Here is a 26996-nt window from a genome sequence, read left to right as displayed (position 1 = left end):
ATAAGGATTTTTGCATAACGGTGACCACTATAGGTAGCGCTCACGCAGTCGTTTTACCTGCTCTGTTGCGGGTGACCGAGCGGCCTGCTTATGGATATCGACAGTAAGGTTCAACGGCGCCTGCTTTCGCTGCTGACGTTGTGGCATGCGCTTGGCATCCGTCCGCGCGAGCATGAGATCGGCGCTCGATGCGCTGGCGGGGACGTTGCCTCCTTGGGATTTGTGGCGGTTGCGTCGCAAATGCCTGATCATCTGACGTGATTGCATGTCGTTAAGCCGATCCAGCCGTTCTATTGCCCGATGCTATACGGCGGTGGTACGTCGCCTATTCACTGAGTTTGCGTAACCTCGAAGAAATGATGGCCGAGCGCGGTATTGAGGTTGATCATTCCACTGTGCATCGCTGGGTGATCGAGTTGGTGCCGCTGTTCGAGAAGACGTTCCGTAAGTACAAGCAGCCGGTAGGCAAGAGCTGGCGGATGGACGAAAGTGCGTCGCGAACACAAGCGAAAGCTTGTGGTGCTGTACTGAAGATGGAAGTAGGCCTCCCGAAGCCGGATTGCAGGAGCAGGCTTCAAACCGCCCGGTGGTGCGAAGGGAAGGGCACATCGCGATCAACCGGCGAAGCATCACGTGAGATGCCGATGATGACAGAGCTCTGTCGCTTGTTTTCGTCCGATAGCTTTTAAGGGAACACCCGATGCGCAAAACTGGCGCTCAACCCCAAAACGCGAAGTGACAAGTTTACACACGCAACAGTGAGGTTTTTATCTCGGTATACGCCCCTCGAAGACTGCGCGGCCATCGAGCGGATCATGGTCGTTAGCGTCAGCGCCGGGGTAGTTTGAATTCGCCTGCGGCCGGCCTCGACGATCTCCTCCTTGCGCATCCCCGTGATCCGGTCGGTCGTTTCCCGCGACAATTCCTGCGCAAGCGCGAGCATGTCGCCGTGCAATGCATCGAGCCGGTCCAGCCGGCGCTCAGGTAGGCGAATTCATCCCGTTGCGCCGGGTTTGGATGCTTTCCCTAGACCGAGCTTTTCCATCGCTTCGTGTGCGTCGATGACCATCGTAGCGATCTCGCCTACCGTCACCCGGAGGCTTGTGGCGCGTGAGCGCATGTGTTCATAGGCGTCATTTTCGCTCAGCCGATGAGCATCCATCAGGATGCGAATGGCCTTCTCGATATGGCGTCGCGCCTTGATCGCTTCCTCGAGCTTACCGATCTTGTGATGCAGTCGCTGCTGATACCCGGAAGATGCGCGTGCCAGCACCAGTGTGCCAAGGATCCCGGTGGAGCGGTACGGCTTCGTGATCACGCCGTGCGCCTGGGTATCGACGAGCATTTTTAAAGCAGTTGGATTTTCGTAGTCGGACAATGCGATGAGGGTCGCTTCGGTGTCGGCCGCACACCAACTCCCCGTACTGCGAAGTTCCGGGCCCACGAGGAAGAAAATTACGTCCACGTCTACCGGCAGTTGCGACGGAAACGGCCAGACCACGCGTACTGGACAGCCAATCCGGCGCAACTGCTCCTCCAAGACACTGCGATCATCCCCCGGCGGATGGATCACGAGGACGCGTAGCGTGCGCAGATCGTCAAACAGCCGACGTGCCCCCGTGTTCATACCGGTTCTCCGTCGAGCCAGAACTCCGCGAAGCCGTACGATGTCAGATAGGGATCCGGTTTGATCGGACTGCGACCTTCCCACACCACGTCGAACGCGCCGTCCGGCCGGCAAACGGCAATGCGAGGGGTCAAGATCGAATGGTTGTTTTCGCGATCGATTTTCAGCAGTCCCTCCGGTGAATCGAATTCAACATCGCGGGCCGCCTCTACCAGTTTTGCCGTGTCAAGGCTTCTGGCGCGAGCCAAGGCCAGTGCAAAGAGGTGCACCTGGTTGTAAGCCATCTCGGACCACATGCTGGCGGGCTGATCTCCGAAGCGCGCCTGCCACGATTTCAGGAAGCGCTTGTTGCTCTCGTTGTTCAGGGAGTTGACGTAGCTGGCAGAAATGATGTGGCCACCGCACAATTCCGGACCGATCATCCGCGTCTCGCCTTCTGCCATCGTCAGGCTGGCGATCGGGATGCGTCGGGGATCAATGTCATGCTCGCGGTACAGCTTGTAGAACGCACGTGCTCCGCGGCCGATCAGCGTCGAGAAAACCACGTCGGGTTCGACGGCCTTGATTTCCTGCACGACGGCTTCTATTGCCGACGGATCTGCGTCGCTGGGTAGATAAACTTCTTCCACGATTTCGCCGCCGTGCTGCTCGACCATGTCTCGCATGATCCGGTTCGATTCTCGCGGATAGATATAGTCAGCGCCCACCAGAAAGAAACGACGGCCGTGATTGCGGAGCAGATAGGCAGCCAGTTGCATGCTGTTCTGGTTGGGTACCGCCCCCGTGTAGATCACGTTCGGCGAATACTCGAATCCTTCGTAAATCGAGCAATACCACAGCAGCGCGTTGTTGCGCTCAATGACCGGCAGCACCGCTTTTCGGCTTGACGAAGTGGAGCAGCCGAAAATCACCGTCACGTCGTCTTCCTGCAGCATACGCGTGGCGAGCCGCCGATATTGATCTGGATCGCTCTTCGGATCGTACGCGACCGGGTCGAGCAGACGCCCGTCGACGCCGCCGGCGGCGTTGACCTCTTCGATTGCGAGGACGGTGCCAAAGAAGTGCTCGGATTCGGTTGCTGCGGTTACGCCCGTTCGTGAGTACAAGACGCCGATGCGCCAGCCATCTTCGCCCGTGCCGTAATGCACATCCGTCGAAGCGGTTGGGCGCGTGTCTTCCGCGCATTGTCTGCGAGCAGCCGCCAGTGCCGCCCCCCGCACCGAAGGAGAGTCGTATGAGCTTCCGATTGTCATGGTATTGCTCCATCCATAGTAGGGGAGACCTGTTTCCGCACCGCAGTCACCCTGTCCTGCCGTTAGATGCGTCGTCGCACCATCCAGCGTGTGCCGACGCCGCCTTGTCCGACTGCCGCATGATCGTCCCCATTGGGCCTCCGCGTTGCAGCGCTTCGTTCGCTGCCTACATCGCGGGATGATGCCCTGTCCTTGCAGCGATCGCCCGCTCGACGAACGCAGCAGCGTCGAGGCATCGTGCATCCTCCCAGGGACGGCCGATGACTTGCACGCCGATCGGACCACCACGGGCGCCCCGGAGTCCGGGGACGTTCACGCACGGACATCCCAGCAAGGTCCAGTTGCGATTGAACGCCGGATCGCCGGTCGAACCCAGCCCGTCAGGCGCCTCATCGGGGGCGCTCGGCGTCAGCAATCCGGTGATGCCATCGAAGAGCTCGGATAGCCTGTCTTTCGCCTGTTCCATCAAAATGCACGCCTTGGCGTAAGTTGCCGTGTCAACCGAGGCTGCCTGGTCGAGAAACGCCGCCAGCTTCGGCGACAGTTCAACACGATGATGATCGTACTCGTATCCCAACGTCTGCCAGGCTTCGTAGCTCTGAATCGTGTCGTGTACGCGGATCATGTCCGCCATCCACGAACCGAAGCGCACTCGCCGCACGCGGCCGCCCGCGCGCTCAATCGCCCGTACGGCGGTATCAAGCGCGGCGCTTGCATTGGCTGACGGCTCCGTCCACGGGTAGCTATCCGGAACGCCGAACACCGGGCTAAACGTTATGCCGTCCACGGCGAGCTGGCGTCCTGACAGGACCTGGGCGAGGTAAGCCACGTCGCGCACACCGGCGGCAAACAGACCGACGGTGTCGAACGACCACGAGAAGCACTTCATGCCGACGGTCGGCAGCATGCCGAGCGTCGGCTTGTAGCCGGCAATGCCGCAAAATGACGCGGGCCGGATAGTTGAGCCGCCGGTCTGTGAACCAATTGCAAAAGGTGCCATGCCGGCCGCCACCGCAGCAGCCGAACCTGATGACGATCCGCCGGCGGTACGCGCCATGTCACACGGATTGCGTGTCACGGTCGGCGCCATGTAGGCGAACTCGCTGGTCACGGTCTTGCCAACGATGATGCCGCCGTTGCGGCGCAACAGGGTGACGATTGCTGCATCGGATCTGGGCTGGTGGCCTTCGTAGATCGGCGAGCCATAGCTGGTGACAAGATCGTCGGTGTCGAAAATATCCTTCACGGCTATTGGCATGCCTGCCAGCGCACCCTTGGCTGCAACTGCCGAAGCCATTAAGGCTTCGCGCCGGGCGACGGCTGTCATTGCCCGTACTTCCGGATCGACTTCCTCTATGCGCGCGAGTGTGTCGAGGATAATGCGACTGCGCTCTTGCGGGGCGTTGCCGATCCGCGTGAGCAGATCTAGTCCAGAGGCAGGTCGATAAAATGAATTTGTGTTCACCAGATCTCAGTAATTGGGGAGTGTCAGACACGCAGGTGTTCGAAGATCGAGCCTGCAGCTTCTTTGTCCTTCGCGTTACCGTGATCGATTATTTCGCCCTGCTTCAGCACAGCATAGCGGTCAGCGACCTTCAGCGCGAAAGGAACGTTCTGCTCGATTAGCAGAAGCGTGGTGCCGTGACACCTGCGCTCCCACAGCAACGCTTCGGCTAACCTGTCAATCACGGACGGCTGCAAGCCTTCCGTGATTTCATCAAGCAGAATAATCGCTGGGCGCATCATGAGGGCACGGGCGACCAGCAGCATCTTCTGTTCGCCACCGGAGAGCGTACCGGCGTACTGTTTCAAGCGGCTCTTGAATACCGGGAAAATCGGCTCGATCTCGGCAAAACGCTCGTCAAATATCGATGTCTTTGCAAGCCCCAGGCGAAGATTGTCGCGGATAGTGAGGTCCTGAAACAACGCATGTTCCTGGGGAGCATAGGCGATTCCAGCCCGGGCGATCCGATGCGGCGCCATGCGGGTAACGTCCTGCCCATGCACGCTGATAGAGCCGGTTTTCTTCGGCAGATAACCCATGATCGTCTTGAGCAAGGTGGTCTTGCCCATGCCGTTCTTGCCCAGCAGGGCGACGGCCTCGCCGTTAGCGACGGTCATCGACAGCTTGCGAAGCACAACCGACGCCTTGTATCCGCTGGTCACGTCCTGCAGGTTCAATGCAATCTGGCTCATGACGCCTCCCTAGATGTGGTTCCGTCGGTTACAGTACTCTGCGCGGTTCCGGCATAGATCGTCTTCACCAGCTCCGAGTTGACCACTTCATCGAAGTTGCCCTGCATGACAATACGGCCCTGATGCAGAACCACGATGCGGGTGGCAATCTCGGCAACGAAATCGAGATCGTGTTCGACCAGCAGACAACATAGCCGATACTGGTGTGCCAATCTGGCGAGCACGTTGCCAATTTGCGTGCGCTCCGTTTTGGTCAATCCTGCGGTCGGCTCGTCGAGCAACACGATCCGTGGCTCTAACGAAAGCACCATCGCCAGCTCCAGCGCCTGCTGTTCCCCGTGCGAGAGATCCTTTGCCACCACGTTCAGCTTTTGATCGAGACCCGTGGTGCGAACCACCTCGAGCGCATACGGAGGCAAGGCAAGCGTATGCGCTCGCTGAAACAGCGAGGGTCGTTCGATGATCGTGCCCGCGATTCTCAGGCATTCCGACACGGTAAGGGTGTCAAAGATGTTCGCGTTCTGGAACTTGCGGCCCAACCCGAAGTGCACACACCTGTCAGGCGGCAGTTGCCGGATATCGTGACCACACAGCACGACCGTACCCGCAGAACGTTCCGCGCCGTCGCTCATGCAGCGCATCAATGTCGTCTTGCCGGCGCCGTTCGGACCGATCAGGCCAACCAGCTCGCCGGCGGTGGCATTCAGGTCGATCCCTTGCAGCACCTTGAGGCTGCCAAAATGTTTGGCGACGCCGTTCATCTCCAGCGCAGATTCTGATGGTGCATGTTTGTGCTCCGCCCGGATGGTCCGCTCGACGAGTGCAGGTACAAGACCGTTGCCGGTGAGACGGAGGAATGGTTTCAGAAGCAACGGCACCAGACCTTGCGGCAACAGTACGATCACCGTCACAAATGCGGTTCCGAGGATCAGTTGCCACGCAAATGGCATGCTACTGCTGAGATAGGCTGTCCCAACGTTGATCAGGAGTGCACCGACAACCGGTCCCCACAACGTTCCCCGACCACCGAGAGCGACCCAGATGATCAGTTGGGTACCGAGAACAAATCCGGTCAGTTCAGGAGCGACCACGCCGCTAAACGCGCCGTAGCCGAAGCCGGCGAGGCCGGCGATTATCGCGGTCGCAACCAGCAGGATGATCTTGACAAGCGACGTATTGATACCAAGGTACGAGCAGCGTGATTCATTGTCGCGAATGGCCGCCAGCACGCGGCCGCCATCGCTGCGCACGAATAGCCAGGCCAGCGTTGCGATGACCAGCAAGGCGGCCCCAGCGATCCAGTACCAGGCCTGAAGAGACAGATCGAACGTCTCGTAGCCGGTCAACCCCGAACTCGAACCGGTCCATTCACCACCGGACAGCAGCAATTGGCTGAGCACGATCGGCAGCACGAGCGACATCACGGTCGCGAAAAACGGTGAGGCGCCTCGATAGAAGGATAGCCAACCGAGCAGTGCAGCGACGGCTGCGGTCACCACGATGGCCGCACCCAGCGCCAGCACCACGTAACCGGCCGAGAAACCGCCGTGTGTGAAGACCAGACCCGCCGCGTAGGCCCCAAGACCAAAGAAGGCCGATTGCCCGAACGTCAGATACCCCGTGTATCCCCAAAGGACATCCACTGTCACGGCAACGATCGAAAAGAAGAATGCCTGAATGAGGATGTTCAACAAATACGTGCTGAATACTAACGGACCTGCGGCCAGAAGCAGGGCAGCGAAGCCCCCGACCATGAGCAATCCGCGCCCATGCATCTTTCGCCGATTGTGCACTCGCTCCTCGCCCTGCGAGGAATCGACTCCGGCACGATTCGGCGGTGCGTTGACTTTAGCCATGAGAGAACCCTTTTGGACGAATGCGCAGCGTGAGCGCAGCCAGCACCGCGATGGTCAGTCCACCCAGTACCGGGCTGACGAACGTGCTGACCAGAACCTGGCAAGCACCGAATAAGAGGCAAGTGACCAGCAGGCTCACCATCGAATAACCCGAAACCATGACCAGCATGAAGGCACTCACCAGCCAGGTCAGCCCCATGTCGGGATCGACGCTCGACAACGGCGTAATGAGCGTGCCGGCCAGGGAACCCAGAGCAGCGCCGATACTGAACGTAATAAATCGAATGCGGCCTGAATGAATGCCGAGCCCCCGGGCCAAGTCCTCATTCATGATCACCGCACGGGTCTTGACGCCAAAGCGCGTTCCGGTGAGAAGCGCGGTCATGAGGGCGCAGAGACCGAGCGCGATTGGGATCAACAACAAGCGATAGGCGGAATAGTCGGTGCCTGCGATGGAGAAGACGCCTTTCAGTGGCGTTTCCACGAACTGGACCTCGCGGCCGAAGGCCATGACAATGAGCTGTCCGATGACGATTCCCAAGCCCCAGGTGGCGAGGATCGCGTCGAGCGGGCGCTTGTATAGGGGACGCACGATCACCTGCTCGACGAGCATGCCGACGGCGGCGCCGACCACAAGCGCCAGCGGCAAGCCGACCCACGGGTTCAGCTTCAGTTGGGTGACCACAAAGCTGGCGTACGCGCCCATCGTCAGCAACGCGCCGTGGGCGAAATTGACGATTTTCATCACGCCGAAAATCAGCATTAACCCGGCGGTCACGATGAACAGCACCGCCGCGGTGGTCAAAATATCTAGTGCTAGAACCATTGTCGTCTCCAGTCACATCCGCCTGCGCACCGGCGAGGCCGGGCGTTCGGGCGGATGCTTTGTCCCAAACCGCGTTTATTTGATGCCAGGGCATTGCTCTTCCGGATCGACGTCGGAGAACGTCTGAAGGATCTTCACCGTACCGTCGGGTTGAATCTGGCCCAGACGCATTGCGAGGGGCGTATGGCGGCTCTTGTTCATCGACACCGGTCCGCGCGGTCCGTCGAACGATACCTGCCCCAGCGCTTTGATTACCTTTGCTGGATCCGTAGAACCGGCTTTCTCGACCGCTGCCTTGTACAGGAAGAAGGCCTCGTATTGCGGCTCAGACAGTTCGTTCGGTGTCTTTATATCCTTGCCAAACGCCTTATCCATGGCGGCGATAAATTTCTTGTTCCCGGGCGTGTCGATACTCGTCAGATAGGAGCCGGACATGTAGATGCCGGTGGCAACGTCTCCCATACTTTTCGCGGTACCTTCGTCGATCGCCAGATTGCCGTAAGGCAGCGTCAGCCCCGATCCCCTCAACTGCTTGGCGAGCGCCACGTTGGGTGCACCGCCTGCCGTCGCACTGATCAGCGCATCGGGATGCGCCGAGCGGATCTTGGATAGAATCGGCGTCCAGTCGGTACCATCAACCGGTAAGTATTCCTCACCGACCACATTGCCGCCGTGCATAGCGATGTATTTCGCAGTGAAGTTGAGCATGCCACGGCCGAATGCATAGTCGTTACCGACCAGATAGAAGTTCTTCGCGCCCTTGCTCTTCATGAAATAGTCGACCACGGGGGCGACCTGTTGGTCCGGCACCCACCCGTTCACATACATCCATGGGCTGCACGAATGACCTTCATAGAACGACGTATAGATGAATGGCTTTTTGCCTCGCGCGATGATCGGAAGCGCGGCGTTGCGGGCAGCGCTCGTCTCCATCGAAATTATGGCATCCACGTTCTTCTGAAAGACCAGCGTGTCGTAGGCCTTTTGCGCACCAACGGCGCCGGACGCATCGTCGGCGATTTCGAGCTGGACCTTGCGGCCGAGGATACCTCCGGTGGCGTTAATCTCGTCGACCGCGAGTTGTGAGGACTGCACCACGGCTGGGGCCACCACGCTGTTGGCGCCGGACAGGCCGACTGCAACGCCGATCTTGATGGGATCGGCGGCGAACGCGTTGGTGCAGGCGTTGATGGCGGCTAGTGCCGCGATGGCACCAACGAGGATTTGTTGTTTGAACGGCTTCATGGTTTCCCCTTCACGAGTAGTCGGATTAGGTTTTGTGGATCATGCGAACGCAGGCGGATATCTCACGCGCGTGAGGAAGGCCAGCCGGTGCCCAGCATCGGGTCGTACACGTCAGTGCGCCGATCGCGCAGCACGTGGTTGAATGTGTTGAGCGTGCGCGCGGAGCGGATGCGTTGCAGATCAATCGCGGCGTACAGGATTTCTTCCTGGTCGCAACTGGCCGGTCCGGCCAGAGGCCATCCATCGCCACTCACGATCAGGCTCTGGCCGATGAATGGTTGACCGCGCTCGGTCCCCATCCGGTTTGCACAGACGATCATCAGGCCGTTGCTATGCGCGGCGGCCATCGTGAGGGTTGCGGCCATCGCGGGCCGATCGGCAGGCTGCCCTGGCATGGGCACCCAGTTCGTCGGTACGCAGACGACGTCCGCGCCTTGCGTGGCGGCCAGTCGATACACCTCGGGAAACCATCCGTCGTAGCAGATCGCGATTGAGACTCGTCCAAAAGATGTATCGAAAACTGGGACGCCCCGGTTGCCGGGCTCGAAGAAAAGGTGCTCGCGATCCCAGAGATGGAGCTTGCGGTAGACGCCGACGAGCCCTGACGGACTGATGAAAATGGCCGAGTTATAAAGCCGCTTGCCGTCGCGCTCGGCTATGCCAGCAACGACATGAACGCCCAGGCGCTTCGCCGCGTCTGCCCAGGCCTGTGCTGTTTCGCCACCCGGGAGATCCTCTGCCAGCGCGAACGCTTCCTCACGGCTGGCAAAGACATAGCCGGTGTTGGTCAGCTCAGGCAAGACCACCAGGGATGCGCCGCTTTTCGCGGCTTCTTCAATGTAATGGACCGACCGCGCCACGTTCTCGCGCTTCGCTCCGACATGCGGCTCCATCTGAATGCATGCGACGACCGGGCTTTCGAGGCCACGTTCTGTAGGGTTGTGCTGCAACATCTCCATTTCTTCTCCAAATGCAAAAAGCCCCCGAACCAGCGTTGGACGCAAGTTCGGGGGCTGCATAGCCTTCCATATGTAGCACGGCATCGTTGCCGTGGAGCCACCAGAAAATATGGCGGTTCAATGGAAGCGAATTTATGAAGCCAAATTCAGGATGTCAAGCGCAAAAATGAGTTGTTCAGACCTTCCTTAATAACTCCGTCTTTGCCATTTTCGGCGTCGGCGCACTTTCTCAACCGATGCTCAACGACGTCGGGAGCGGATCGACACCATGGCCTTCTGATTGTTCGACGCTAGTGGATGGCGTCCATTGCTAAGGGTCGCGGGGCGGCAACGAATCGACCGCGATAGCTTTGGCATCGGACCAATTCGGCCAATTGCACGGCGCATCAAGGGATATAGCGAGGAGGAGATTGTCGGTTCGCATTTCTCGAGATTCTATACGCCAGAAGACGCCGCTGCCGGGGTACCGCAGCGTGGTCTGGAGACAGCCACGCGCGATGGCCGCTTCGAGGCAGAAGGCTGGCGAGTACGTCGCGACGGGACGACCTTCTGGGCCCACGTGATCATTGACGCAATCCGCGAACACGACGGAGCGCTCGTCGGCTTTGCAAAGATCACGCAGGACATCACCGAGCGGCGTGAGGCCAATGAGCTGCTGGAACAAACGCGGGCGGCGCTGTTCCAGGCGCAGAAAATGGAAGCAATTGGCAAGCTGACGGGCGGTGTTGCCCACGACTTCAACAACGTACTGCAGGTGCTGAGGGGAAATCTCGAATTACTGGAGAACCGGCATCGCCGGGATGCCTGGAGTGGCGTGCGACTCGCCCACGCAATCGATGCTGTCGAGCGCGGCGCGAAGCTCGCCTCACAACTGCTGGCGTTCGGTCGGCGACAGGCGTTACGCCCTGTCGTGGTGAACCTGGCAGCGATGGTTCGCGGGATCGACAGCATGCTGGCTCGTGCGCTGGGCGAGACGATCAACGTGGAGACAGTCGTTGCTGCCGGCCTGTGGAATACGCTGGTCGATACCCACCAGCTCGAGAATGTGGTGCTGAACCTGGCGATCAATGCGCGCGACGCAATGCCCGCGGGTGGACGTCTCACCATTGAACTGGCCAACGCGATGCTGGACGATCGTTATGTGCGTCGGGAGATGAATTGCCCGACGATCTGTTGTTTGAATTTCCGTCCAAGACGCTGCGCAAGCCCTACGCGATAGACGAACTCAATGACGCCCTTTGGGCGATTCGAGGCGCCTCGCGCTCTGCCAGGCGTTAATCGCGCACAGATGTGCGAGTCAAACATCCGGGACCATCTTCATGCCATCAATGGCGGCTTCCCCAGCGCATGTGCATCGTCAAAGTCCGGTGCCGCGTTCGACGGTTGGTGCAACATATCGACTAGACGGTGGTTAGTTAGGTTATCAGATAGATTTGACATAGTGCCAGTTTTGTAGGTTTCCTAATTATTATTCCTCGCAACCTGTCCTGAAGTTCCTTGCCGTGACAGAAAGATGCGACGGGTGGGCACGCCACCCGTCGCGCATCACGCAAGTAGTGATCCGTATCCGCCGCGTCCATAGCGCTCGCCCGCCGTGCGCAGTGCGTTCCACATCATCGCCGACGCAGCTGACAGGCTTCTGTCGTGTTAAAGCGGGAGGGGTAGTATTCGAGTCTGACAATATGCTTTGGCCGGCCAATGAAGAAGACCAAAACCCCGCGAAAAACGCTTGTTGCGGGCATCGCCCGAGTGCTAAAGCGCCTTCACTATCCGCTCGATGTGATGGTGCAGTGCGTGCGGTGGTACGTCGCCTACTCACTGAGTTTGCGTAACCTCGAAGAAATGATGGCCGAGCGCGGTATTGAGGTTGATCATTCCACTGTGCATCGCTGGGTGATCGAGTTGGTGCCGCTGTTCGAGAAGATGTCCCGTAAGTACAAGCAGCCGGCAGGCAAGAGCTGGCGGACGGACGAAACGTATATCAAAGTCAAAGGCCGGTGGAAGTACCTCTATCGGGCGGTGGACAAGGCGGGCAAAACCATTGATTTCCTGTTCAGAGCCAAGCGCGACAAGGTGGCAGCGCGGCGCTTCTTTGAAAAGTCGATCGCTCAGAACGGTGTACCCGAGACGATAACCCTCGATGTCGACGTAGTGCGCTGCGCCTGCGTCAGGCAGTGAATGGCAAGCCTGGCTCTTGAATTCCTTTCTGCCACGCAAACAGGTACCTTGGCGTGACACATGGCGGAGCGCGCACCATGCATCAACAGCGCGCGCAGGTGCGGGCTCCTTGCTTTGAGATAGAGCCCAATCGAACCTTTCCGCCCGTAACGTTTTGCCTTGGAACGAGTCCGGGAAATGCAGCGAACTCGCGTCCCGACTTGAACGTCCTCGCATCTTCAATTGTCGCTGCCGTCGCTGATAAACCATGCGTTCACCCGATCTGCGTGCAGCGTTGCGCCCGCACCCATTCCTGGCATTCGGCGCGAAACACGCCGCTTTCGCGCCTGAGCCAGGCCTCGATCAGCATCGTTTCATCGCGCGCCGCGGGCTGGGTGACGAAACGATACGCGGCAGCCGAGCGCACGTGCAGATTGAAGACGTCGATCAGGCGTCCCGAGATCAGGTCGTCAAGCACCAGCGACAGGCGTCCCATGGCGATGCCCTGACCGCTGACCGCGGCGCCGATCGCAAGTTGCGAGAGATTGAAGCGCTGACCCTCGTGCTTCTCCGGTGGCGTGACGCCTGCGCCGGTCAGCCAGTGATCCCATTCTTCATTGTCCGACGCGCCTTCCCACGGCGACATATCGTGCAGCAGAAGCGCATGCGGCAGGTCGGCTGGCGCGCGTATACCGGGGTGATCCGCGAGAAAAGCGGGACTCGCCACCGGCATCAGCCACTCTTCGAGGAATTCGGTCGCGCGGACGTCGGTATAGCCGCCGCGGTCGAAGCGGATGCCCGCCTCGATCTGGCGCTGGGTCATCTGCGCGCGGTCCAGCGCGTGGAATTCCCCGTAGATACGCAGGCTCAGCTCCGGATGGTCGCGCAAGAATTCGCCGATGCGCGGCGTTAGCCACCGCATCGCGAACGACGGTGAGCAGTTCAGCGTGATCTCTTCCTGGCTCGGCCGGCGGCGCAATTGCTCGAGCGTGGTCTCGAGCGTCTGCAGCGTCTCGCTCACCACCGCATGCAGCCGCACACCCTCGCGGGTCAGCGTCAGCATGCGCGGCGTGCGGTGAAAGAGCGGCCGGCCGAGCCAGTCCTCGAGATGCTTCACCTGCTGGCTGACCGCGCTCTGCGTGATGTGCAGCTCGGACGCGGCGAGCGTGAAACTGCAGTGAAGGGCGGCGGCGTCAAAGCAGCGCAGCCACGAAAGAAGGGAGGAGGAAAGCGGTCTGCTCATTACTGAAACTTATGGGCGAGTTATTAACAAGCGTTTGTTGCGCGAATTTCGGCAGGAAACAATGCGGGCATTCCAACACGTCGGTCACGCCTCAATCGGTCATGTCTTTCGCGCCTGCTTTGTCCCTCGCTTCACCACACGCGCCGCAATTGTGGCTCAACCCTGCTTACGGCGAGCCTTCGGCCGGTACCGGCTGGGCGAGTATCGCACAGGCAAAAATGGCGGAACGCCGCCTTGCCGCCTGCGCGCCGCTGCTTGCGCGCCTCTTCCCGGAACTCGGGCCGAGCGAGGGGATCATCGAGTCGCCACTGCTCGAGGCGCCCGTGCTCGGCGCCGCGCTGCATGCCCAGGGCGGGCGCGGCAGCTATTGGGTCAAGGCCGATCATGCGCTGCCGGTAGCGGGTTCGATCAAGGCGCGCGGCGGTTTTCACGAAGTGCTCGAGTTCGCCGAAGCGCTGTCCTTGCGGCACGGCCTGCTCAAAGGCGCCGATGACGACCGGATCGTGCTTGCATCGGATGAAGCGCGCGCTCTCTTTGCGGGGTATGAAGTGGCGGTCGGGTCCACCGGCAATCTGGGATTGTCGATCGGGCTGATCGCGGCCGCGCTGGGCTTTCGCGCGACGGTGCACATGTCGGCCGATGCGAAAGCGTGGAAGAAGGCGCGCCTGAGGGCGAACGGCGTGCGCGTGGTGGAGCACGACGGCGACTACGGTGAAGCGGTGCAGGCAGGCCGCCACCAGGCGTTGAACGACGAGCGCGTCTACTTCGTCGACGACGAGCAGTCAGGTTCGCTCTTCTACGGCTACAGCGTCGCGGCCTTTCGCCTGCATGCGCAATTCGAGGCGGCCGACTGCGCAATCGACGCCCGGCATCCGCTTTTCGTCTACCTGCCTTGCGGCGTAGGCGGCGCGCCCGCGGGTATCGCCTATGGGCTCAAGGCCATGTATGGCGACGCGGTGCATTGCTTCTTCGTCGAACCGCAGGCGTCGGCCTGTTTCCTCACGCGCATGGCGAATCCCGGCCGCGCCGGCATCACCATATACGACGCCGGCATGGACAATCACACCGATGCCGACGGGCTTGCCGTGCCGCGCGCCTCCGAGCTGGCGGTCTCGGTGATGCGACCGCTCCTGTCCGGCATGATGACCGGCACCGACGACACCTTCTTCGCCGACCTCTACCGCGCCCGCCGCGACGCCGGGCTACGGCTCGAGCCGTCGGCGGCGGCGGGTTTCAGCGGCCCTCGCATGCTGTTCGCCGAAGCCGAGGGCAGGGCATATCTCGCCCACCACCGCCTTGCCGACGTAATGGACGACGCCCGCCACCTCGTCTGGACCACGGGCGGCCTGCTGGTTCCTGAGGACGAATACGCCGGCTTCCTCGAGCGCGGCAAGCAGGCCGCCGCAGTCGACGATCACACGCGCTGACCCGCGTCATCCCAATCACCCACTTCGACCATCCGACCATCGACATGACTCAGCCCACTCGTCCGACCGTCCGCACACTCCTCCTGGCCGCCGCCTGCGCCGCGGCACTGCTTGGCGCCGCGCCGGGTGTTTCCGCCCAGACCGTGACGGCTGTCATGCAATCGAGCTTGCGGGTGCTCGACCCGGTGATGACCACGGCGCACGCCACGCGCGATTTCGGCTACATGATCTTCGACACAGTCCTGGCGCTCGACGCGAACGGCCAGGTCAAGCCGCAGATGGCCGAGAAGTGGACCGTGTCGCCCGACGGCAAGACCTACACCTTCACGCTGCGGCCCGGCCTGAAATGGCACGACGGCACCAAGGTGACGGCGGCCGACTGCGTTGCCTCGATCAAGCGCTGGGCCGAGCAGGACAAGCTCGGGCAACTGATGATCCCGCTCATGACCGAGATGAAGGCGATCGACGACAACACCTTCTCCATGTCGTTCAAGGAGCCGACCGATCTCGCGCTGCAGGCGCTGAGCAAGCCGAGCGGTTCGCCTGCGTTCATGATGCCGGCGCGCATTGCGGCGACCCCGTCCACCACGCCGCTCAAGGAATTTATCGGCTCGGGGCCGTTCAAGTTCGTGGCCGCGGAATACAAGCCGGGCCTGCAGGCGGTGTTCGAGAAAAACAAGGACTACGTGCCGCGCAATGAACCGCCGAGCGGTCTCGCGGGTGGCAAGAAGGTGTACGTGGACCGCGTGAAGTGGATCGCCATGCCCGATTCGATGACCGGCGTGAACGCGCTGACGAGCGGCGAGATCGACTACATGCAGACCGTGCCCTTCGAGATGGTGCCGATGCTCGAAGGCAACAACGCGGTAAAAGTGGAGAACCTCTCGCCGGAGAATACCCAGACGGTGATGCGCTTCAACTTCCTGAACCCGCCGTTCGACAACAAGCTGATCCGGCAGGCCGCGATGATCGCGGTGAAGCAGGAAGACGTATTGAAGGCACTGGTCGGCAATCCGAAGTACTACACGCGCTGCGTGGCGATCTTCGGCTGCAACGGACTCTACGCCAGCAACGCGGGCGCGGACATCGCGGCGACCGGCAACCTGGCCCAGGCGCGCGCGCTGCTCAAGCAGGCGCATTACGACGGCACGCCGGTCGTGATCCTGCAGACCACGGACGTGGCTAACTTGTCGCCGCAGCCCGTCGTGATCGGACAGGCGCTCAAGAATGCCGGCTTCAACGTGAAGATGGAGGCGATGGACTGGCAGACGGTGGTGTCGCGCCGCGCGTCGCAGGCGCCGATCGACAAGGGCGGCTGGAGCATCTTCTCGACCAACAACGACGGTGTCGAAGTGCGTGATCCGCTTACCGCCTTCGGCGTGGCCGCGAACGGCAAGCGCGCATGGTTTGGCTGGCCCGACGTGCCCGCCATCGAGACCCTGCGCGGCGACTTCATCAAGACCACCGACCAGGCCAGGCGCAAGCAGATCACCGACCAGATCCAGAAACTCGTGATCGACGAAGGCGTGCTCGTGCCGCTCGGTGAGTACTATATGCCGAGCGCGTACAGCAAGAAGCTGAGCGGTATCGTGAAGAGCCCCGTGCCGCTCTTCTGGAACCTGAAGAAAGGAACCTGAGCGATGACGGCCTTCCTCCTGCGCCGTCTGGCCGCGACCGTGCCGGTCATGGGGATGGTCGCGCTGATCGTGTTCGCGCTCTTGCGCCTGACCCCCGGCGACCCCGCTGCGATCCTCGCCGGTGACTCCGCCACGCCCGAGCAGATCGAGCAGATCCGCCAGGCGATGGGCCTGACCGAGCCGATCTACCAGCAGTTCTTCCGCTGGATCGGGCAGTTGCTGCACGGCGATCTCGGCACTTCGCTGATCTCGGGGCAGCCGGTTGCGGCGATGGTGGCCGATCGCATCGGGCCGTCGCTGGCGCTGTGCGCCACCACCATCACGCTCTCGGTGCTGATCGCGATCCCGCTCGGCATTCTCGCTGCGTGGCGCCGCGGCCGCCTGCTCGATCGTGCGGTGATGGCGGCGTCCGTGCTTGGCTTCTCGGTGCCCGTGTTCGTCACCGGCTACGCGCTGATCCTGCTGTTTTCGCTCAAGCTGCACTGGTTTCCGGTACAGGGCTACCAGCCGCTCGCCGCCGGCCTCGGACCGTTTCTCATGGGGCTGACGCTGCCGACTGTCGGCCTGTCCACCGTCTACGTGGCGCTGATAGCGCGCATGACGCGCACCAGCATCATCGAGGTGCTGGGCGAGGACTTCATCCGTACCGCGCGCGCCAAGGGCCTGACCGAACGCGGCGTGCTGCTCGGGCACGCGCTCGGCAATGCCGCGGTGCCTATCGTGACGATCGTCGGCGTGGGCGTGGCAATGCTGATCAGCGGCGTGGTGGTGACGGAATCCGTCTTCAACCTGCCGGGCCTGGGGCGGCTGGTGGTGGAGGCCGTGCTCGCGCGCGACTATCCGGTGATCCAGGCGCTGATCCTGTTGTTCTCATTCTTTTATGTGATCGTCAATCTGGTGGTCGACGCGCTCTATACCGTGTTCGATCCGCGCATTCGTTACTGAGGCTGACATGTCCACCGTGATCGACCTTCCCGATTTGCCTGTTCCTCCCGCCGACGTGCGCCCGGTCTCGCGCCTGCGGCGCGCTCTGCGCGGCTGGCCAGTGTTGCTCGCGCTGGTGCTGGTCGCGCTGATCGTGGTCATGGCGCTGTGCGCGCCGCTGCTCGGCACCACCGATCCCACCCAGCTCGATCCCGGCTCGCGCCTGCAAGGCCTCAGCGCCGCGCACTGGCTCGGCACCGACGCCTTCGGCCGCGACGTCTATTCCCGTGTGGTGTACGGCGCGCGGGTGTCGCTCGTGGTGGGGCTCGGCGTCACCCTGTTCAGCCTCGCCGCGGGATTGCTGATCGGCGTGCCCGCGGGCTATTTCCGCTGGTTCGATGCAATCGTGATGCGCGTGATGGACGGCCTGATGGCGATTCCCGGCATCCTGCTCGCCATCGCACTGGTGTCGCTCTCGGGTTCCAGCCTGACGACGGTGCTCGTCGCCATCACGATTCCCGAGATACCGCGCGTGGTGCGGCTCGTGCGCGGCGTGATCCTCGGCGTGCGCCACGAGGCCTACGTGGAAGCCGCGATCTCGCTCGGCACGCCCACCTTGCGGCTGATGCTGCGCCATCTCGTGCCGAACACTATCGCGCCGATGATCGTGCAGGGCACGTACATCTTCGCCTCGGCGATCATCACGGAAGCGATCCTGAGCTTTCTCGGCGCCGGCGTGCCGCCCGACATCCCGTCATGGGGCAACATCATGGCCGACGGCCGCACCTATTTCCAACTGATCCCCGGCCTCGTGCTGTATCCCGGTGCGCTGCTTTCCATCACGGTGCTGACCGTCAACGTGCTTGCCGACGCGTTGCGCGATGCGCTCGATCCGCGCCTCGCGCGCCGCCTTTGAACCGGACCCTTCGCGCCATGCCGATCCCCACGATACCGACGATCTCCACGATCCCCCCTGCCGGCGAGCCGCCCGTCGATGCGAACGCGCCAGTCGTGGAACTGCAGGGACTGACCGTGCGGGTGCGCGACGCCGACGGCGTGCCGGGCCGGGCCGTGGTTGAGCAACTGAGCTTTTCCGTGCGGGCAGGCGAGACGGTGTGCATCGTCGGGGAATCCGGGTCGGGCAAGTCGGTCACCTCGCTCGCGACGATGGGCCTGTTGCCCCGCGAGGCGCTGCAGGCAAGCGAAGGGCGCATCCTGATCGACGGCGAGGACGTGCTGGCCGCGAGCGACGAGCGCCTGCGGATCCTGCGCGCCTCGCGCATGGCGATGGTGTTCCAGGAGCCGATGACCGCGCTCAACCCCGTGCAGCGCGTGGGCCAGCAGGTGGAGGAAGTGCTGCGCCTGCATACGAGGCTCGCGCGTGCCGAACGGCGCGCAAGGGTGCTGGCGATGCTCGAGTCCGTGCACCTGCCCGATGTGCCGCGCATCTACCGGTCCTTTCCGCACCAGTTGTCGGGCGGGCAGCGCCAGCGCATCGTGATCGCGATGGCGCTGATCCTGCAGCCGCGCGTGCTGATCGCCGACGAACCCACCACCGCGCTCGATGTCACCACGCAAAAGCAGATCCTCGCGCTGATCCGCGAGCTGCAGCAGCGGCATCGCACGGCGGTCATCTTCATCACGCACGACTTCGGCGTGGTGGCGGAGATCGCCGATCGCATCGTCGTGATGAACCAGGGCCGCGTGGTGGAGTCGGGTGCGCGCGACGAGGTGCTCGCCCGGCCGCGCGAGGCGTATACACGCTTGCTGGTGTCGTCGGTGCCGAGCCTCGTGCCGCTGCAGCGCGTGGCGCCCGCGGGCGAAGCGGTGCTCGAGATCCGCGCGCTCGGCAAGACCTACGGCAGCGCGTCGCGCTTTTCCCGCGTGCAGCCCGTGGCCGCCGCGACCGACATCTCGCTGACCGTGCGGCGCGGGGAGGTGGTCGGGATCGTCGGCGAATCGGGCTCGGGCAAGTCGACCGTCGCGCGCTGTGCGGTGCGGCTGATCGATCCCACCACCGGCGCCGTGCTGCTTCATGGCGACGATATCGCCACCGCCTCGCGCAGCCGGCTGCGTCCGCTCAGGAAACGTATCCAGATCGTGTTCCAGGACCCGTATCGCAGCCTCAATCCGCGTTTGCGCGTGGGCGAGTCGATCGTGGAAGGGCTGCTCAACTATGGCGCATCCCGCGCCGAGGCGCGCCTGAAGGCCGAGCGCGCGCTCGATCTGGTGGGGCTGCCCGTCGACGCTATCGACCGCTTCCCGCATCAGTTCTCCGGCGGCCAGCGGCAACGCATCTGCATTGCCCGCGCGCTGGTGATGGAACCCGACGTGCTGGTGGCCGACGAAGCGGTCTCGGCGCTCGACGTCTCCGTGCAGGCGCAAGTGCTCGCACTGCTCGACGAAGTGCGCCGGCGCGTGGGCATCGGCGTGCTCTTCATTACCCACGATCTGCGCGTGGCCGCGCAGATCTGCGACACCATTGTCGTGATGCAGCATGGGCGCATTGTCGAGGCTGGCCCGGCGCACGCGGTCCTCACGCAGCCGCGGGAGGCTTACACCCGCGCGCTGATTCATGCGGCGCCCGGCCGTCACTGGGACTTCCGGAACTTCCGGCCGGCGGCCTGAGCATCCATCCACCCGAGAGAGAATTCATAGTCATGGTCAGCACGAAGCGCATCGTCTTCTGCGGTTTTCAGCACGAAACCAATACCTTCGCCCCCACGCGGGCCGACCTGCTCGCCTTCGAGCGCGGCGGCGGCTGGCCCGGCCTCACGCGAGGCGACGCGGTATTCGAGGTGATCGGCGGCGCCAACATTCCGGCCGCCGGCTTTGTCGACGCTGCCCGCCGCGCCGGCTGCGTGCTGATTCCAACCGTATGGTGCGCGGCGAGTCCGTCGGCGCATGTGGCCGAAGCCGCCTACGAACAGATCGCGGGGGAGATCCTCGCAGGCATCGAGGCCGCGCTGCCGGTCGATGCCGTTTATCTCGACCTGCACGGCGCCATGGTGACCACGCATCTCGACGACGGCGAAGGCGAACTGCTGCGCCGCGTGCGCTCGCTGGTGGGCAAAGACGTGCCGGTGGTCGGCAGCCTCGACCTGCACGCCAACGTGACGGCGCAGATGCTGGCGAGCGCGGACGCGCTCACAGCCTACCGGACCTATCCGCACGTCGACATGGCCCGCACCGGCGCGCGCGCGTTCGCGCTGCTGGAAAAGCGCTGGCAGCGCGGCGCGCGTGCCGCGTTCGCGGTGCGGCGCCTGCCGTTTCTCGTGCCGATCTGCTGGCAGTGCACCGACATCCAGCCGGCCGCGCGGCTCTATGCGCTGCTCGATACGATCGAGACGGAAAGCGGCGCGGACCTGTCGTTCGCCACCGGCTTTCCCGCCGCCGACTTCGCCGAATGCTCGCCGGTGATCTGGGCGTATGCGGACGATCCGGCGATTGCCGATGCCGCCGCCGCGCGCCTCGCGCAAGCCGCGAACGACGCCGAAGCCGAGTTCGCGGGCACGCTCTTCGCGCCTGACGATGCCGTGCGCCATGCAATGGAACTGAGCCGCGCGGCGACGAAGCCCGTGATCATCGCCGACGGCCAGGACAATCCCGGCGCCGGCGCCAATTCCGACACCACCGGCATGCTGCGCGCGCTGATCGCGCAGGGCGCGACGCGTGCCTCGATCGGCCTGATCGTCGATCCAGAGGCTGCGGCCGCCATCCACGCGCATCGCGTGGGCGACACCATCCGGCTCGCGCTCGGCGGCCGCTCCGGCGTGGCCGGCGACGCGCCCTACGAGGGCGACTTCGTGATCGAGGCACTCTCGGACGGCAAGATCCGTGCGACCGGCCCGTACTACGCCGGCTTCAACCTCGACGTCGGTCCGGCCGCCTGCCTGCGGGTGGGCGGCGTGCGCATCGTGGTCGCGTCGTACAAGGTGCAGATGGCCGATCAGTCGCTGTTTCGGCTCGTCGGCATCGAGCCTACGGAAGAGGCTATTCTGGTCGTGAAGAGCGCAGTGCATTTTCGCGCGGACTTCGCGCCGATCGCGCAGACGATCATCGTCGGCGCGGCGCCCGGCCCCATGCCGATGCGGCTCGAACAACTGCCGTGGACGAAGCTGCCGGCCGGCATGCGGCTTGGCGCGCGCGGCGTACCGTTCGTTGCACCCGTGCCACCCGCCGCTGCGCCGCTGCGCTGAAACGGCAGATCTCGCTAACGTTTCGCTTCCCCCACCGCGCTTGACCCACAAGACATGGACAACTCCCTGGTTTCTCTGTCGGCGCTGAGCGCGCGACGTCTGATTGGCAACAGGCAGGTCTCGCCGCTCGAACTGCTCGACGCCTGCATCGCGCAGATCGAGGCGATCAATCCCGCGGTAAACGCGGTGACCGCGACGTGTTTCGAGCGCGCCCGCGAGGAGGCTTGCCGCGCCACGGATGCCGTCATGCGCGGCGAGCCGCTCGGTCTGCTGCACGGCTTGCCGCTCGGCGTGAAGGACCTGGAGGAAACCGCGGGCCTGCTCACCACGTACGGATCGCCGTCGTTTCGCGCCAACGTGCCGGAGGCGGACAACGGCTTCGTCGCGCGTCTGCGCGCGGCGGGCGCCATTCTCACGGGCAAGACCAACGTGCCGGAGTGGGGCGCGGGCGCGAACACACGCAATCCGGTCTGGGGCGCGACCGGCAATCCGTTCAATCCGATGCTCAATGCGGGCGGTTCGTCCGGCGGCTCGGCCGTGGCGCTCGCCACCGACATGCTGCCGCTCTGCACCGGTTCCGACACGGGCGGCTCGCTGCGCATTCCGGCCGCGCTCTGCGGCGTGGTGGGTTTGCGGCCGTCGCCGGGACTCGTGCCGAGCGGGCGCAAGCCCCTCGGCTGGACGCCGATCTCGGTGGTCGGGCCGATGGGCCGCGATGTCGCCGATACCCGCCTGCAACTGGCCGCGAGCGCGGGGATCGAAGCGGGCGATCCGCTCAGCTACGACATCGCGCCGGATACCTTCCTGCAGCCGCGCGAGATCGATCTCGGCACGCTGCGGGTGGCCTACACCGAAGACTTCGGCATCTGCGACGTCGACGACGCGCTGCGGGCCACGTTCCGCGCGAAGATCGCGGCGCTGTCGAAGTTCGTGACGGTGTGCGAGCCGCTCGACGTCGACCTGGGCGAAGCCGACCGCTGCTTCGACGTGATTCGCGCACAGAACTTCGTCGCGAGTTTCCAGGAAGCGTACCAGCGCGACCCGGCCTCGCTCGGTCCGAACACGCGCAGCAACTATGAGATGGGACAAGCGATGTCGCTTGCCGACGTCGCCTGGGCGCACGCTGAACAAACGCGCTTGTTCCGGCGTTTCCAGGCGCAGTTCGCGCGCTACGATTTGATCGTGTCCCCGACTTCTCCCATCTCGCCGTTTCCGTGGGAGCAGCTCTATCTGGCCGAGATGAACGGGCGGCCGCTCGCGAACTACTACCGGTGGCTCGGGCTCACCTATGTGATCACGCTGGCCACCAATCCCGCACTGTCGCTGCCTTGCGGGCTCGACCATGCGGGTATGCCCTTCGGCCTGCAACTGGTGGGCGCGTTTCGTGGCGACCGGCGTCTGCTCGACATCGCCCAGTCGTTCGAAGCGGCATTCGCCACCGACCCCTCCATGCGGCGCCCGCGCCCGGATCTTGCGACATTGTCCCAGGCCGTGGCGGCGCTGAAGTCGATCGTGACGCATCCGCCTTTGGATGGCACACGGACAGCTTGACGGGTCTAAGGCTGGCCCTTGGTCAGTTTTAGCCTGTGAGACCGGCCGACGCCACCCCGCCTTCGATCAATAGGCGCCGAAGATCCGGTCGAGCGCTGCCAGGATGGCATCGCGGCGCTCGGCAAGCGAGCCAATGCGCTTGCCGAGCGCGTTCACCGGAACAGCACTCATGGCAGGCGTGTCGAGGAAGTGTTTCTCGCCATTGATCTCGAAGACTGGCAGCAAGTCGGACGGTTTGCCTGAGAACCCGAGATCCGCGGCAGGCCGCAGAGGAATCACGATGCGCGCCGGCAAGATTCCGACATGCGTACTCTGTACGTCGAGCAGGTACGGTGCAAGGCGCCGCGTTTCATCGTCGGGGTTACCGTAGAGATCAAAACGCGCCATTAAAACATCCTGTACTTCGCGAGCGGCAGCCCGTCGCGGTCAACCATTGCAGTGTATGCCGCGACCAGCTCCGCATTGTCGTCGGCCCAACGGCGAGCCTCAGCCTCCTGAATTTCTTCGCGCACACCGCGCTCGCTCGCTCGCGAAAGATTGATCCCGAGCTCCTTGGCCCGATCCAGGACTTCAGGCGGCAATGTGACGTTCGTGGACTTGCGCGCCCGGACTTCGAATGCCTTTCCCATGCGCATCTCCATGTTGATAAACATGTGCATTATAGTCCACATTCATTCGCCATAATCGCCGACAAGAACGCTTTCCTCTGAGCGAACCGGTACAAAGCCGGGTAGTCGCACTTCGCTTGTGAGACCGCCAAGTCATGTCACGGCAAGTAGTTGCTCAATGGGAGGAATCGGCTTTAGCCAGGCGTTTGCCCGGCTCGGCCGCCCGGTGAAGATGCCGGTAACGGCGCTGGCTTGCCCTATCGAGGCAACGACCAGTTGAAAAAGACCCGTTCGACGATGACCACGACCCGATAGAGCGCGAGCGAAATACAAAGCAGCACGAACAGCGCAGCAAATGCTTCTGCGAGCTTGAATTGCGAAGTGGCGTACTGAATCATGTAGCCCAGCCCCTCATTCGACGCCACGAACTCGGCAACGACCGACCCTATCACCGCCAGCGTGATCGAGACTTTCGCGGCGCTCATGATGTACGGAACGGCATACGGTATGCGAATCTGCATGATCTGCCGAAGCTGCGGCGCTCTTAGTGACCGCGACAACTCCACAAGATCGGCCGGCGTAGCGCGAAGCCCTGTGATTGTCGATACCACCAGCGGAAAGAAGGTGATCAGGCAGGTGATCAGGACACGGGGGAGCGTGCCTGCACCGAGCGTGACCACGACGATCGGCGCAATGGCGACGACAGGCGTCGATTGCACGACAACCAGCAGCGGCACGATCGTCCGGGAAAGCAACGGTGAATTTGCCACGGCGATAGCGAGCGGAATGCTCACGAGCAGCGAGATTCCAAATCCCAGAAAAACGACTTGTAACGTGGCCCATATGTTGTCGAGCCATCGCATCGGCGCAATGTCCATGGCCGCCGCTGCGATCTGGGCCGGGTCGGGCAATACGTACACCGGAAGATGCAACAGCTTGCAAGCTGCCTGCCATGCCACCAGGATGGCGAGCAGCAGGATGACAGGCGAATAGCGATAGATAAACGGTTTCATAGTCAAGTTTCCCTGGGGCGGGAAAACAATTGTTCCCGGATATCGTTGGCGATTTTCCCGAACAACGGATCAGCCATTGTGTCCAGCGTGCGAGGCAGCGAGAGCGGAACGTCGATCAGGTTTCGCACCCGTCCCGGCCTGGCCGCCATGACCACGATCCGGTTGGATAGCAGCACAGCTTCGGCAATCGAATGCGTAACGAACACCACCGTCTTCGGCCGCGTCCTCAACACCCGCAGGAGCTCGAGCGACATCTCATCGCGGGTCAGTGCATCGAGTGCGGAAAACGGCTCGTCCATCAAGAGAATGTCCGGGTCCTGCAACAGCGCGCGGACGATGGAAACGCGCTGCTGCATGCCGCCCGACAATTCATGAGGCATCTTGCGCGCAAAGTCGGCCAGGCCCGTGGAGCTCAGCAGCGCCATGCCCTGTTCCTGGACCTGCGGTGTGACTCGCCCGCCCTTGTGCCGGATCGGAAAGGTCACGTTTTCCAGCACGTTCAACCAGGGCAAGAGGGTTGGCCTCTGGAACACGAATCCGATATCGTCACGAGGTTCCGCCACCTTGAGCCCGAATATCTCGACCTCGCCTGAGGTCGGCGGCAGCAGTCCGGCAAGCAGGCGCAAAAGCGTGGACTTGCCGCATCCCGAGGGACCGATGATGGATACGAACTCGTGTCGCTGGATCGAAAGGTCGACGCGATCAAGAGCGGTCACGGTGGTGCCGTCGGTCGACACGAACGTTTGCGTCACGGCGTTCAGGGAGATGGCGGGCCGCGCGATTTCACGGGCCGCAAGCAAGTGCACTGCTTCCGGAGCGAGATTCTGACAATCAGGAAGTTCGTTTTTCATGGAGTCTCAACGAGCGATACGAGCCGGAGGCGCTATGAATAGCGTGGATAAGTGTGGGTGATACCCCGTTGGCCTCCGCATCTTAACGATCCACCATGCAGCGCGAAATGAAGTTTTACGGGGGTTTGAGTCAAGTTATCTGAGCATGGAGGGCAATGATGAGCGACGCTGTCGAGCGCTGCTTCGCGCCGCCGTTTGCTCCGGTGAATGGCTGGAACATATCGGCCGTCATGCACGAACGAGCGGGTCCCGGGCCATGTTACCTAAATCAGAAAAATCGAACTAATGGCTTGTCAAAAAAACGCACGGCAATATTGAAGAGAATAGTCTTTGCTCCGAAGCCGGAGAGCCCGGCCGCCAGCCCCGGCTTTGCCGTGCTGCCGATCAACAACACAATGCGGGGTTTCAATGAATAAACGTTTCACCGGCTTATTCGCAATCTGTCTCCTGGCTCTTGCTTCGTTCCCTGCTGGAGCGGCCGAGAAAGTGCGATTCGTCCTGGACTGGTTTCCGTCCGGCTATATCAGCTTTACCCATGTCGGTATCAAGGAAGGGTTCTTCGCAGCAGAGGGTCTCGATGTTTCAATCGATATCGGTCGCGGCGGAGCGGACGCCGTCACGCGGGTTGCAAGCGGCACGGATGATTTTGGCGGGGCGAGCATGGCCTCGCTGATGAGCGCTCAGGCGACTACCCCGATTCCGGCAAAGGCGATCGTGGCGGTCTACTCCAAGTCGCCGGATGCGATCATCACGAAATCGGGGAGCGGGATCTCGGCCATTAAGGATCTCGCAGGCAAGACGGTTGCAACGGCGGCGTTTTCGGGATCGAACGCACTATGGCCGGTGATCGCGAAGATGAATGGGCTTGACCCGAATTCGGTTCGTCTGCTCAAGGTCGATGACAACGCGCTCGGACCGATGCTATTGGCGGGCAAGGTCGATGCCGTCATTGCATGGACCACCGAAGAACCCAATTTCTCCACATTGCTGACGGGCACCACCACCCGGCTGACGGTCTTGCCCTGGTTCAACGTCGGGCTGCAGGGCTACAACTGGTCGGTGCTGGCCTCTGGCCGCATCATCCGGGATCACCCGGACACCGTGAAGAAATTTGCGCGCGCTTACCTGCGTGCCATGCAGTTCGTCGTCGATCATCCGGAGAAGGCTGCGGAGGACCTGCACGAGATGGTCCCGGATACCAACGTTGCAATCAGCGTCGAGGAGATCAAGGCGATGAAGCCCCTCGTGATCAATGAAATTTCCGCGCGCACGGGGCTCGGGCGATTCGATCCGGCGCTCGTCGGCGATGCATGGAAGTGGGTATCGCAGTCGCAGGGTTTTGCGGCTGACCGCATCGATCCTCAGTCGGTTATCGACCGGTCTTTCGTGCCTTGAATGCGGATAAACGCGATGTCGAACCGGAA

At 62.5% G+C, this 26996-nt stretch carries 24 protein-coding genes and 4 pseudogenes; 13 read left to right on the top strand and 15 right to left on the bottom strand.

The features are described 5' to 3' along the window. Positions 1–90: 90 nt before the first annotated feature. Together ACSQ36_RS26690 and ACSQ36_RS26685 are read left to right on the top strand one after the other, a co-directional pair. Positions 91–261, top strand: coding sequence for a hypothetical protein (locus tag ACSQ36_RS26690; RefSeq protein ID WP_436184285.1), 171 nt, complete (start codon positions 91–93; stop codon positions 259–261). 50 nt (positions 262–311) lie between these two features. Next, positions 312–491: pseudogene (locus tag ACSQ36_RS26685) on the top strand (IS6 family transposase); the annotation flags it as partial. 194 nt (positions 492–685) lie between these two features. Here ACSQ36_RS26685 and ACSQ36_RS26680 read toward each other — a convergent pair. The 9 genes from ACSQ36_RS26680 to ACSQ36_RS26640 form a co-directional block, all read right to left on the bottom strand. Next, positions 686–943 carry a hypothetical protein gene (locus ACSQ36_RS26680; protein ID WP_436184284.1) on the bottom strand — a complete coding sequence of 86 codons (258 nt, stop codon included), beginning with the start codon at positions 941–943 and terminating at the stop codon, positions 686–688. Between the two features lie 51 nt (positions 944–994). Continuing rightward, the gene (locus ACSQ36_RS26675) at positions 995–1627 is read right to left on the bottom strand and encodes an ANTAR domain-containing response regulator (RefSeq protein ID WP_213766893.1); all 633 of its coding nucleotides are present in this window, start codon (positions 1625–1627) and stop codon (positions 995–997) included. Continuing rightward, complete coding sequence (locus ACSQ36_RS26670) at positions 1624–2880, bottom strand: transporter substrate-binding domain-containing protein (protein ID WP_436184283.1); 1257 nt, start codon at positions 2878–2880, stop codon at positions 1624–1626. The genes ACSQ36_RS26675 and ACSQ36_RS26670 overlap by 4 nt, the downstream gene beginning before the upstream one ends. 166 nt (positions 2881–3046) lie before the next feature. Further along, positions 3047–4345: an amidase gene (locus ACSQ36_RS26665; RefSeq protein ID WP_436184282.1), complete on the bottom strand. Its 1299-nt coding sequence runs from the start codon at positions 4343–4345 to the stop codon at positions 3047–3049. Between the two features lie 23 nt (positions 4346–4368). Then, positions 4369–5076, bottom strand: a complete 708-nt coding sequence (locus ACSQ36_RS26660; RefSeq protein WP_436184281.1) for a branched-chain amino acid ABC transporter ATP-binding protein — start codon at positions 5074–5076, stop codon at positions 4369–4371. After that, positions 5073–6932, bottom strand: coding sequence for an ABC transporter permease subunit (locus tag ACSQ36_RS26655; protein ID WP_436184280.1), 1860 nt, complete (start codon positions 6930–6932; stop codon positions 5073–5075). Before ACSQ36_RS26655 ends, ACSQ36_RS26660 begins: the two co-directional genes overlap by 4 nt. After that, the gene (locus ACSQ36_RS26650; RefSeq protein ID WP_213766888.1) at positions 6925–7758 is read right to left on the bottom strand and encodes a branched-chain amino acid ABC transporter permease; all 834 of its coding nucleotides are present in this window, start codon (positions 7756–7758) and stop codon (positions 6925–6927) included. The genes ACSQ36_RS26655 and ACSQ36_RS26650 overlap by 8 nt, the downstream gene beginning before the upstream one ends. 75 nt (positions 7759–7833) lie before the next feature. Beyond that, positions 7834–9003: a substrate-binding protein gene (locus ACSQ36_RS26645; protein ID WP_213766887.1), complete on the bottom strand. Its 1170-nt coding sequence runs from the start codon at positions 9001–9003 to the stop codon at positions 7834–7836. A 62-nt stretch (positions 9004–9065) separates the two neighbouring features. Continuing rightward, positions 9066–9956, bottom strand: a complete 891-nt coding sequence (locus ACSQ36_RS26640) for a nitrilase family protein (protein WP_436184955.1) — start codon at positions 9954–9956, stop codon at positions 9066–9068. A gap of 382 nt (positions 9957–10338) precedes the next feature. On the opposite strand from ACSQ36_RS26640, the pseudogene ACSQ36_RS26635 reads away from it, so the two are divergent. Both ACSQ36_RS26635 and ACSQ36_RS26630 read left to right on the top strand, forming a co-directional pair. Then, positions 10339–11106 (top strand): annotated as a pseudogene (locus ACSQ36_RS26635) (PAS domain S-box protein); the annotation flags it as partial. Positions 11107–11660: 554 nt separating this feature from the next. Continuing rightward, positions 11661–12104: pseudogene (locus tag ACSQ36_RS26630) on the top strand (IS6 family transposase); the annotation flags it as partial. Between the two features lie 83 nt (positions 12105–12187). On the opposite strand, the pseudogene ACSQ36_RS26625 reads toward ACSQ36_RS26630, so the two are convergent. Further along, a pseudogene (locus ACSQ36_RS26625) lies at positions 12188–12384 on the bottom strand (transposase); the annotation flags it as partial. Between the two features lie 9 nt (positions 12385–12393). Next, positions 12394–13362 (bottom strand): LysR family transcriptional regulator, encoded by a 969-nt coding sequence (locus tag ACSQ36_RS26620; protein WP_436184279.1) that lies wholly within the window; start codon positions 13360–13362, stop codon positions 12394–12396. 101 nt (positions 13363–13463) lie between these two features. Between ACSQ36_RS26620 and ACSQ36_RS26615 the strand changes: the two genes are divergently transcribed. The 7 genes from ACSQ36_RS26615 to ACSQ36_RS26585 are packed head-to-tail and all read left to right on the top strand — an operon-like array spanning position 13464 to position 23100. After that, positions 13464–14789 (top strand): D-serine ammonia-lyase, encoded by a 1326-nt coding sequence (locus ACSQ36_RS26615; RefSeq protein WP_436184278.1) that lies wholly within the window; start codon positions 13464–13466, stop codon positions 14787–14789. Between the two features lie 44 nt (positions 14790–14833). Beyond that, the gene (locus ACSQ36_RS26610) at positions 14834–16426 is read left to right on the top strand and encodes an ABC transporter substrate-binding protein (RefSeq protein WP_436184277.1); all 1593 of its coding nucleotides are present in this window, start codon (positions 14834–14836) and stop codon (positions 16424–16426) included. A 3-nt stretch (positions 16427–16429) separates the two neighbouring features. Continuing rightward, on the top strand, positions 16430–17371 hold the full coding sequence (locus ACSQ36_RS26605; protein ID WP_436184276.1) for an ABC transporter permease: 942 nt from the start codon (positions 16430–16432) through the stop codon (positions 17369–17371). A gap of 7 nt (positions 17372–17378) precedes the next feature. Continuing rightward, positions 17379–18266: an ABC transporter permease gene (locus ACSQ36_RS26600; RefSeq protein WP_436184275.1), complete on the top strand. Its 888-nt coding sequence runs from the start codon at positions 17379–17381 to the stop codon at positions 18264–18266. Between the two features lie 17 nt (positions 18267–18283). After that, positions 18284–19978: a dipeptide ABC transporter ATP-binding protein gene (locus ACSQ36_RS26595; protein WP_436184274.1), complete on the top strand. Its 1695-nt coding sequence runs from the start codon at positions 18284–18286 to the stop codon at positions 19976–19978. A gap of 32 nt (positions 19979–20010) precedes the next feature. Then, entirely contained in the window at positions 20011–21549 is a 1539-nt protein-coding gene (locus ACSQ36_RS26590; RefSeq protein ID WP_436184273.1) for a M81 family metallopeptidase, read from the top strand. A gap of 54 nt (positions 21550–21603) precedes the next feature. Continuing rightward, on the top strand, positions 21604–23100 hold the full coding sequence (locus tag ACSQ36_RS26585) for an amidase (RefSeq protein WP_436184272.1): 1497 nt from the start codon (positions 21604–21606) through the stop codon (positions 23098–23100). Between the two features lie 66 nt (positions 23101–23166). Here ACSQ36_RS26585 and ACSQ36_RS26580 read toward each other — a convergent pair whose 3' ends face one another. The 4 genes from ACSQ36_RS26580 to ACSQ36_RS26565 all read right to left on the bottom strand — a co-directional run bounded on the left by ACSQ36_RS26580 (position 23167) and on the right by ACSQ36_RS26565 (position 25572). After that, positions 23167–23487: a CcdB family protein gene (locus tag ACSQ36_RS26580; RefSeq protein ID WP_436184271.1), complete on the bottom strand. Its 321-nt coding sequence runs from the start codon at positions 23485–23487 to the stop codon at positions 23167–23169. Next, positions 23487–23729: a type II toxin-antitoxin system CcdA family antitoxin gene (locus ACSQ36_RS26575; RefSeq protein WP_436184270.1), complete on the bottom strand. Its 243-nt coding sequence runs from the start codon at positions 23727–23729 to the stop codon at positions 23487–23489. Before ACSQ36_RS26575 ends, ACSQ36_RS26580 begins: the two co-directional genes overlap by 1 nt. A 236-nt stretch (positions 23730–23965) precedes the next feature. Beyond that, complete coding sequence (locus ACSQ36_RS26570; RefSeq protein ID WP_436184269.1) at positions 23966–24721, bottom strand: ABC transporter permease; 756 nt, start codon at positions 24719–24721, stop codon at positions 23966–23968. A gap of 2 nt (positions 24722–24723) precedes the next feature. After that, positions 24724–25572 (bottom strand): ABC transporter ATP-binding protein, encoded by an 849-nt coding sequence (locus ACSQ36_RS26565; protein WP_436184268.1) that lies wholly within the window; start codon positions 25570–25572, stop codon positions 24724–24726. 158 nt (positions 25573–25730) lie between these two features. On the opposite strand from ACSQ36_RS26565, the gene ACSQ36_RS26560 reads away from it, so the two are divergent. Together ACSQ36_RS26560 and ACSQ36_RS26555 are read left to right on the top strand one after the other, a co-directional pair. Next, positions 25731–25988 (top strand): hypothetical protein, encoded by a 258-nt coding sequence (locus ACSQ36_RS26560; protein WP_436184267.1) that lies wholly within the window; start codon positions 25731–25733, stop codon positions 25986–25988. Further along, positions 25981–26967: an ABC transporter substrate-binding protein gene (locus ACSQ36_RS26555; protein WP_436184266.1), complete on the top strand. Its 987-nt coding sequence runs from the start codon at positions 25981–25983 to the stop codon at positions 26965–26967. Before ACSQ36_RS26560 ends, ACSQ36_RS26555 begins: the two co-directional genes overlap by 8 nt. Positions 26968–26996: the final 29 nt, after the last annotated feature.

Origin of the sequence: Caballeronia sp. LjRoot34 (genome assembly GCF_964253815.1) — a bacterium.
Lineage (GTDB): Bacteria > Pseudomonadota > Gammaproteobacteria > Burkholderiales > Burkholderiaceae > Caballeronia.
Note: the sequence above shows the minus strand (reverse complement) of the source record. Positions and strands in the feature narration are given on the sequence as shown.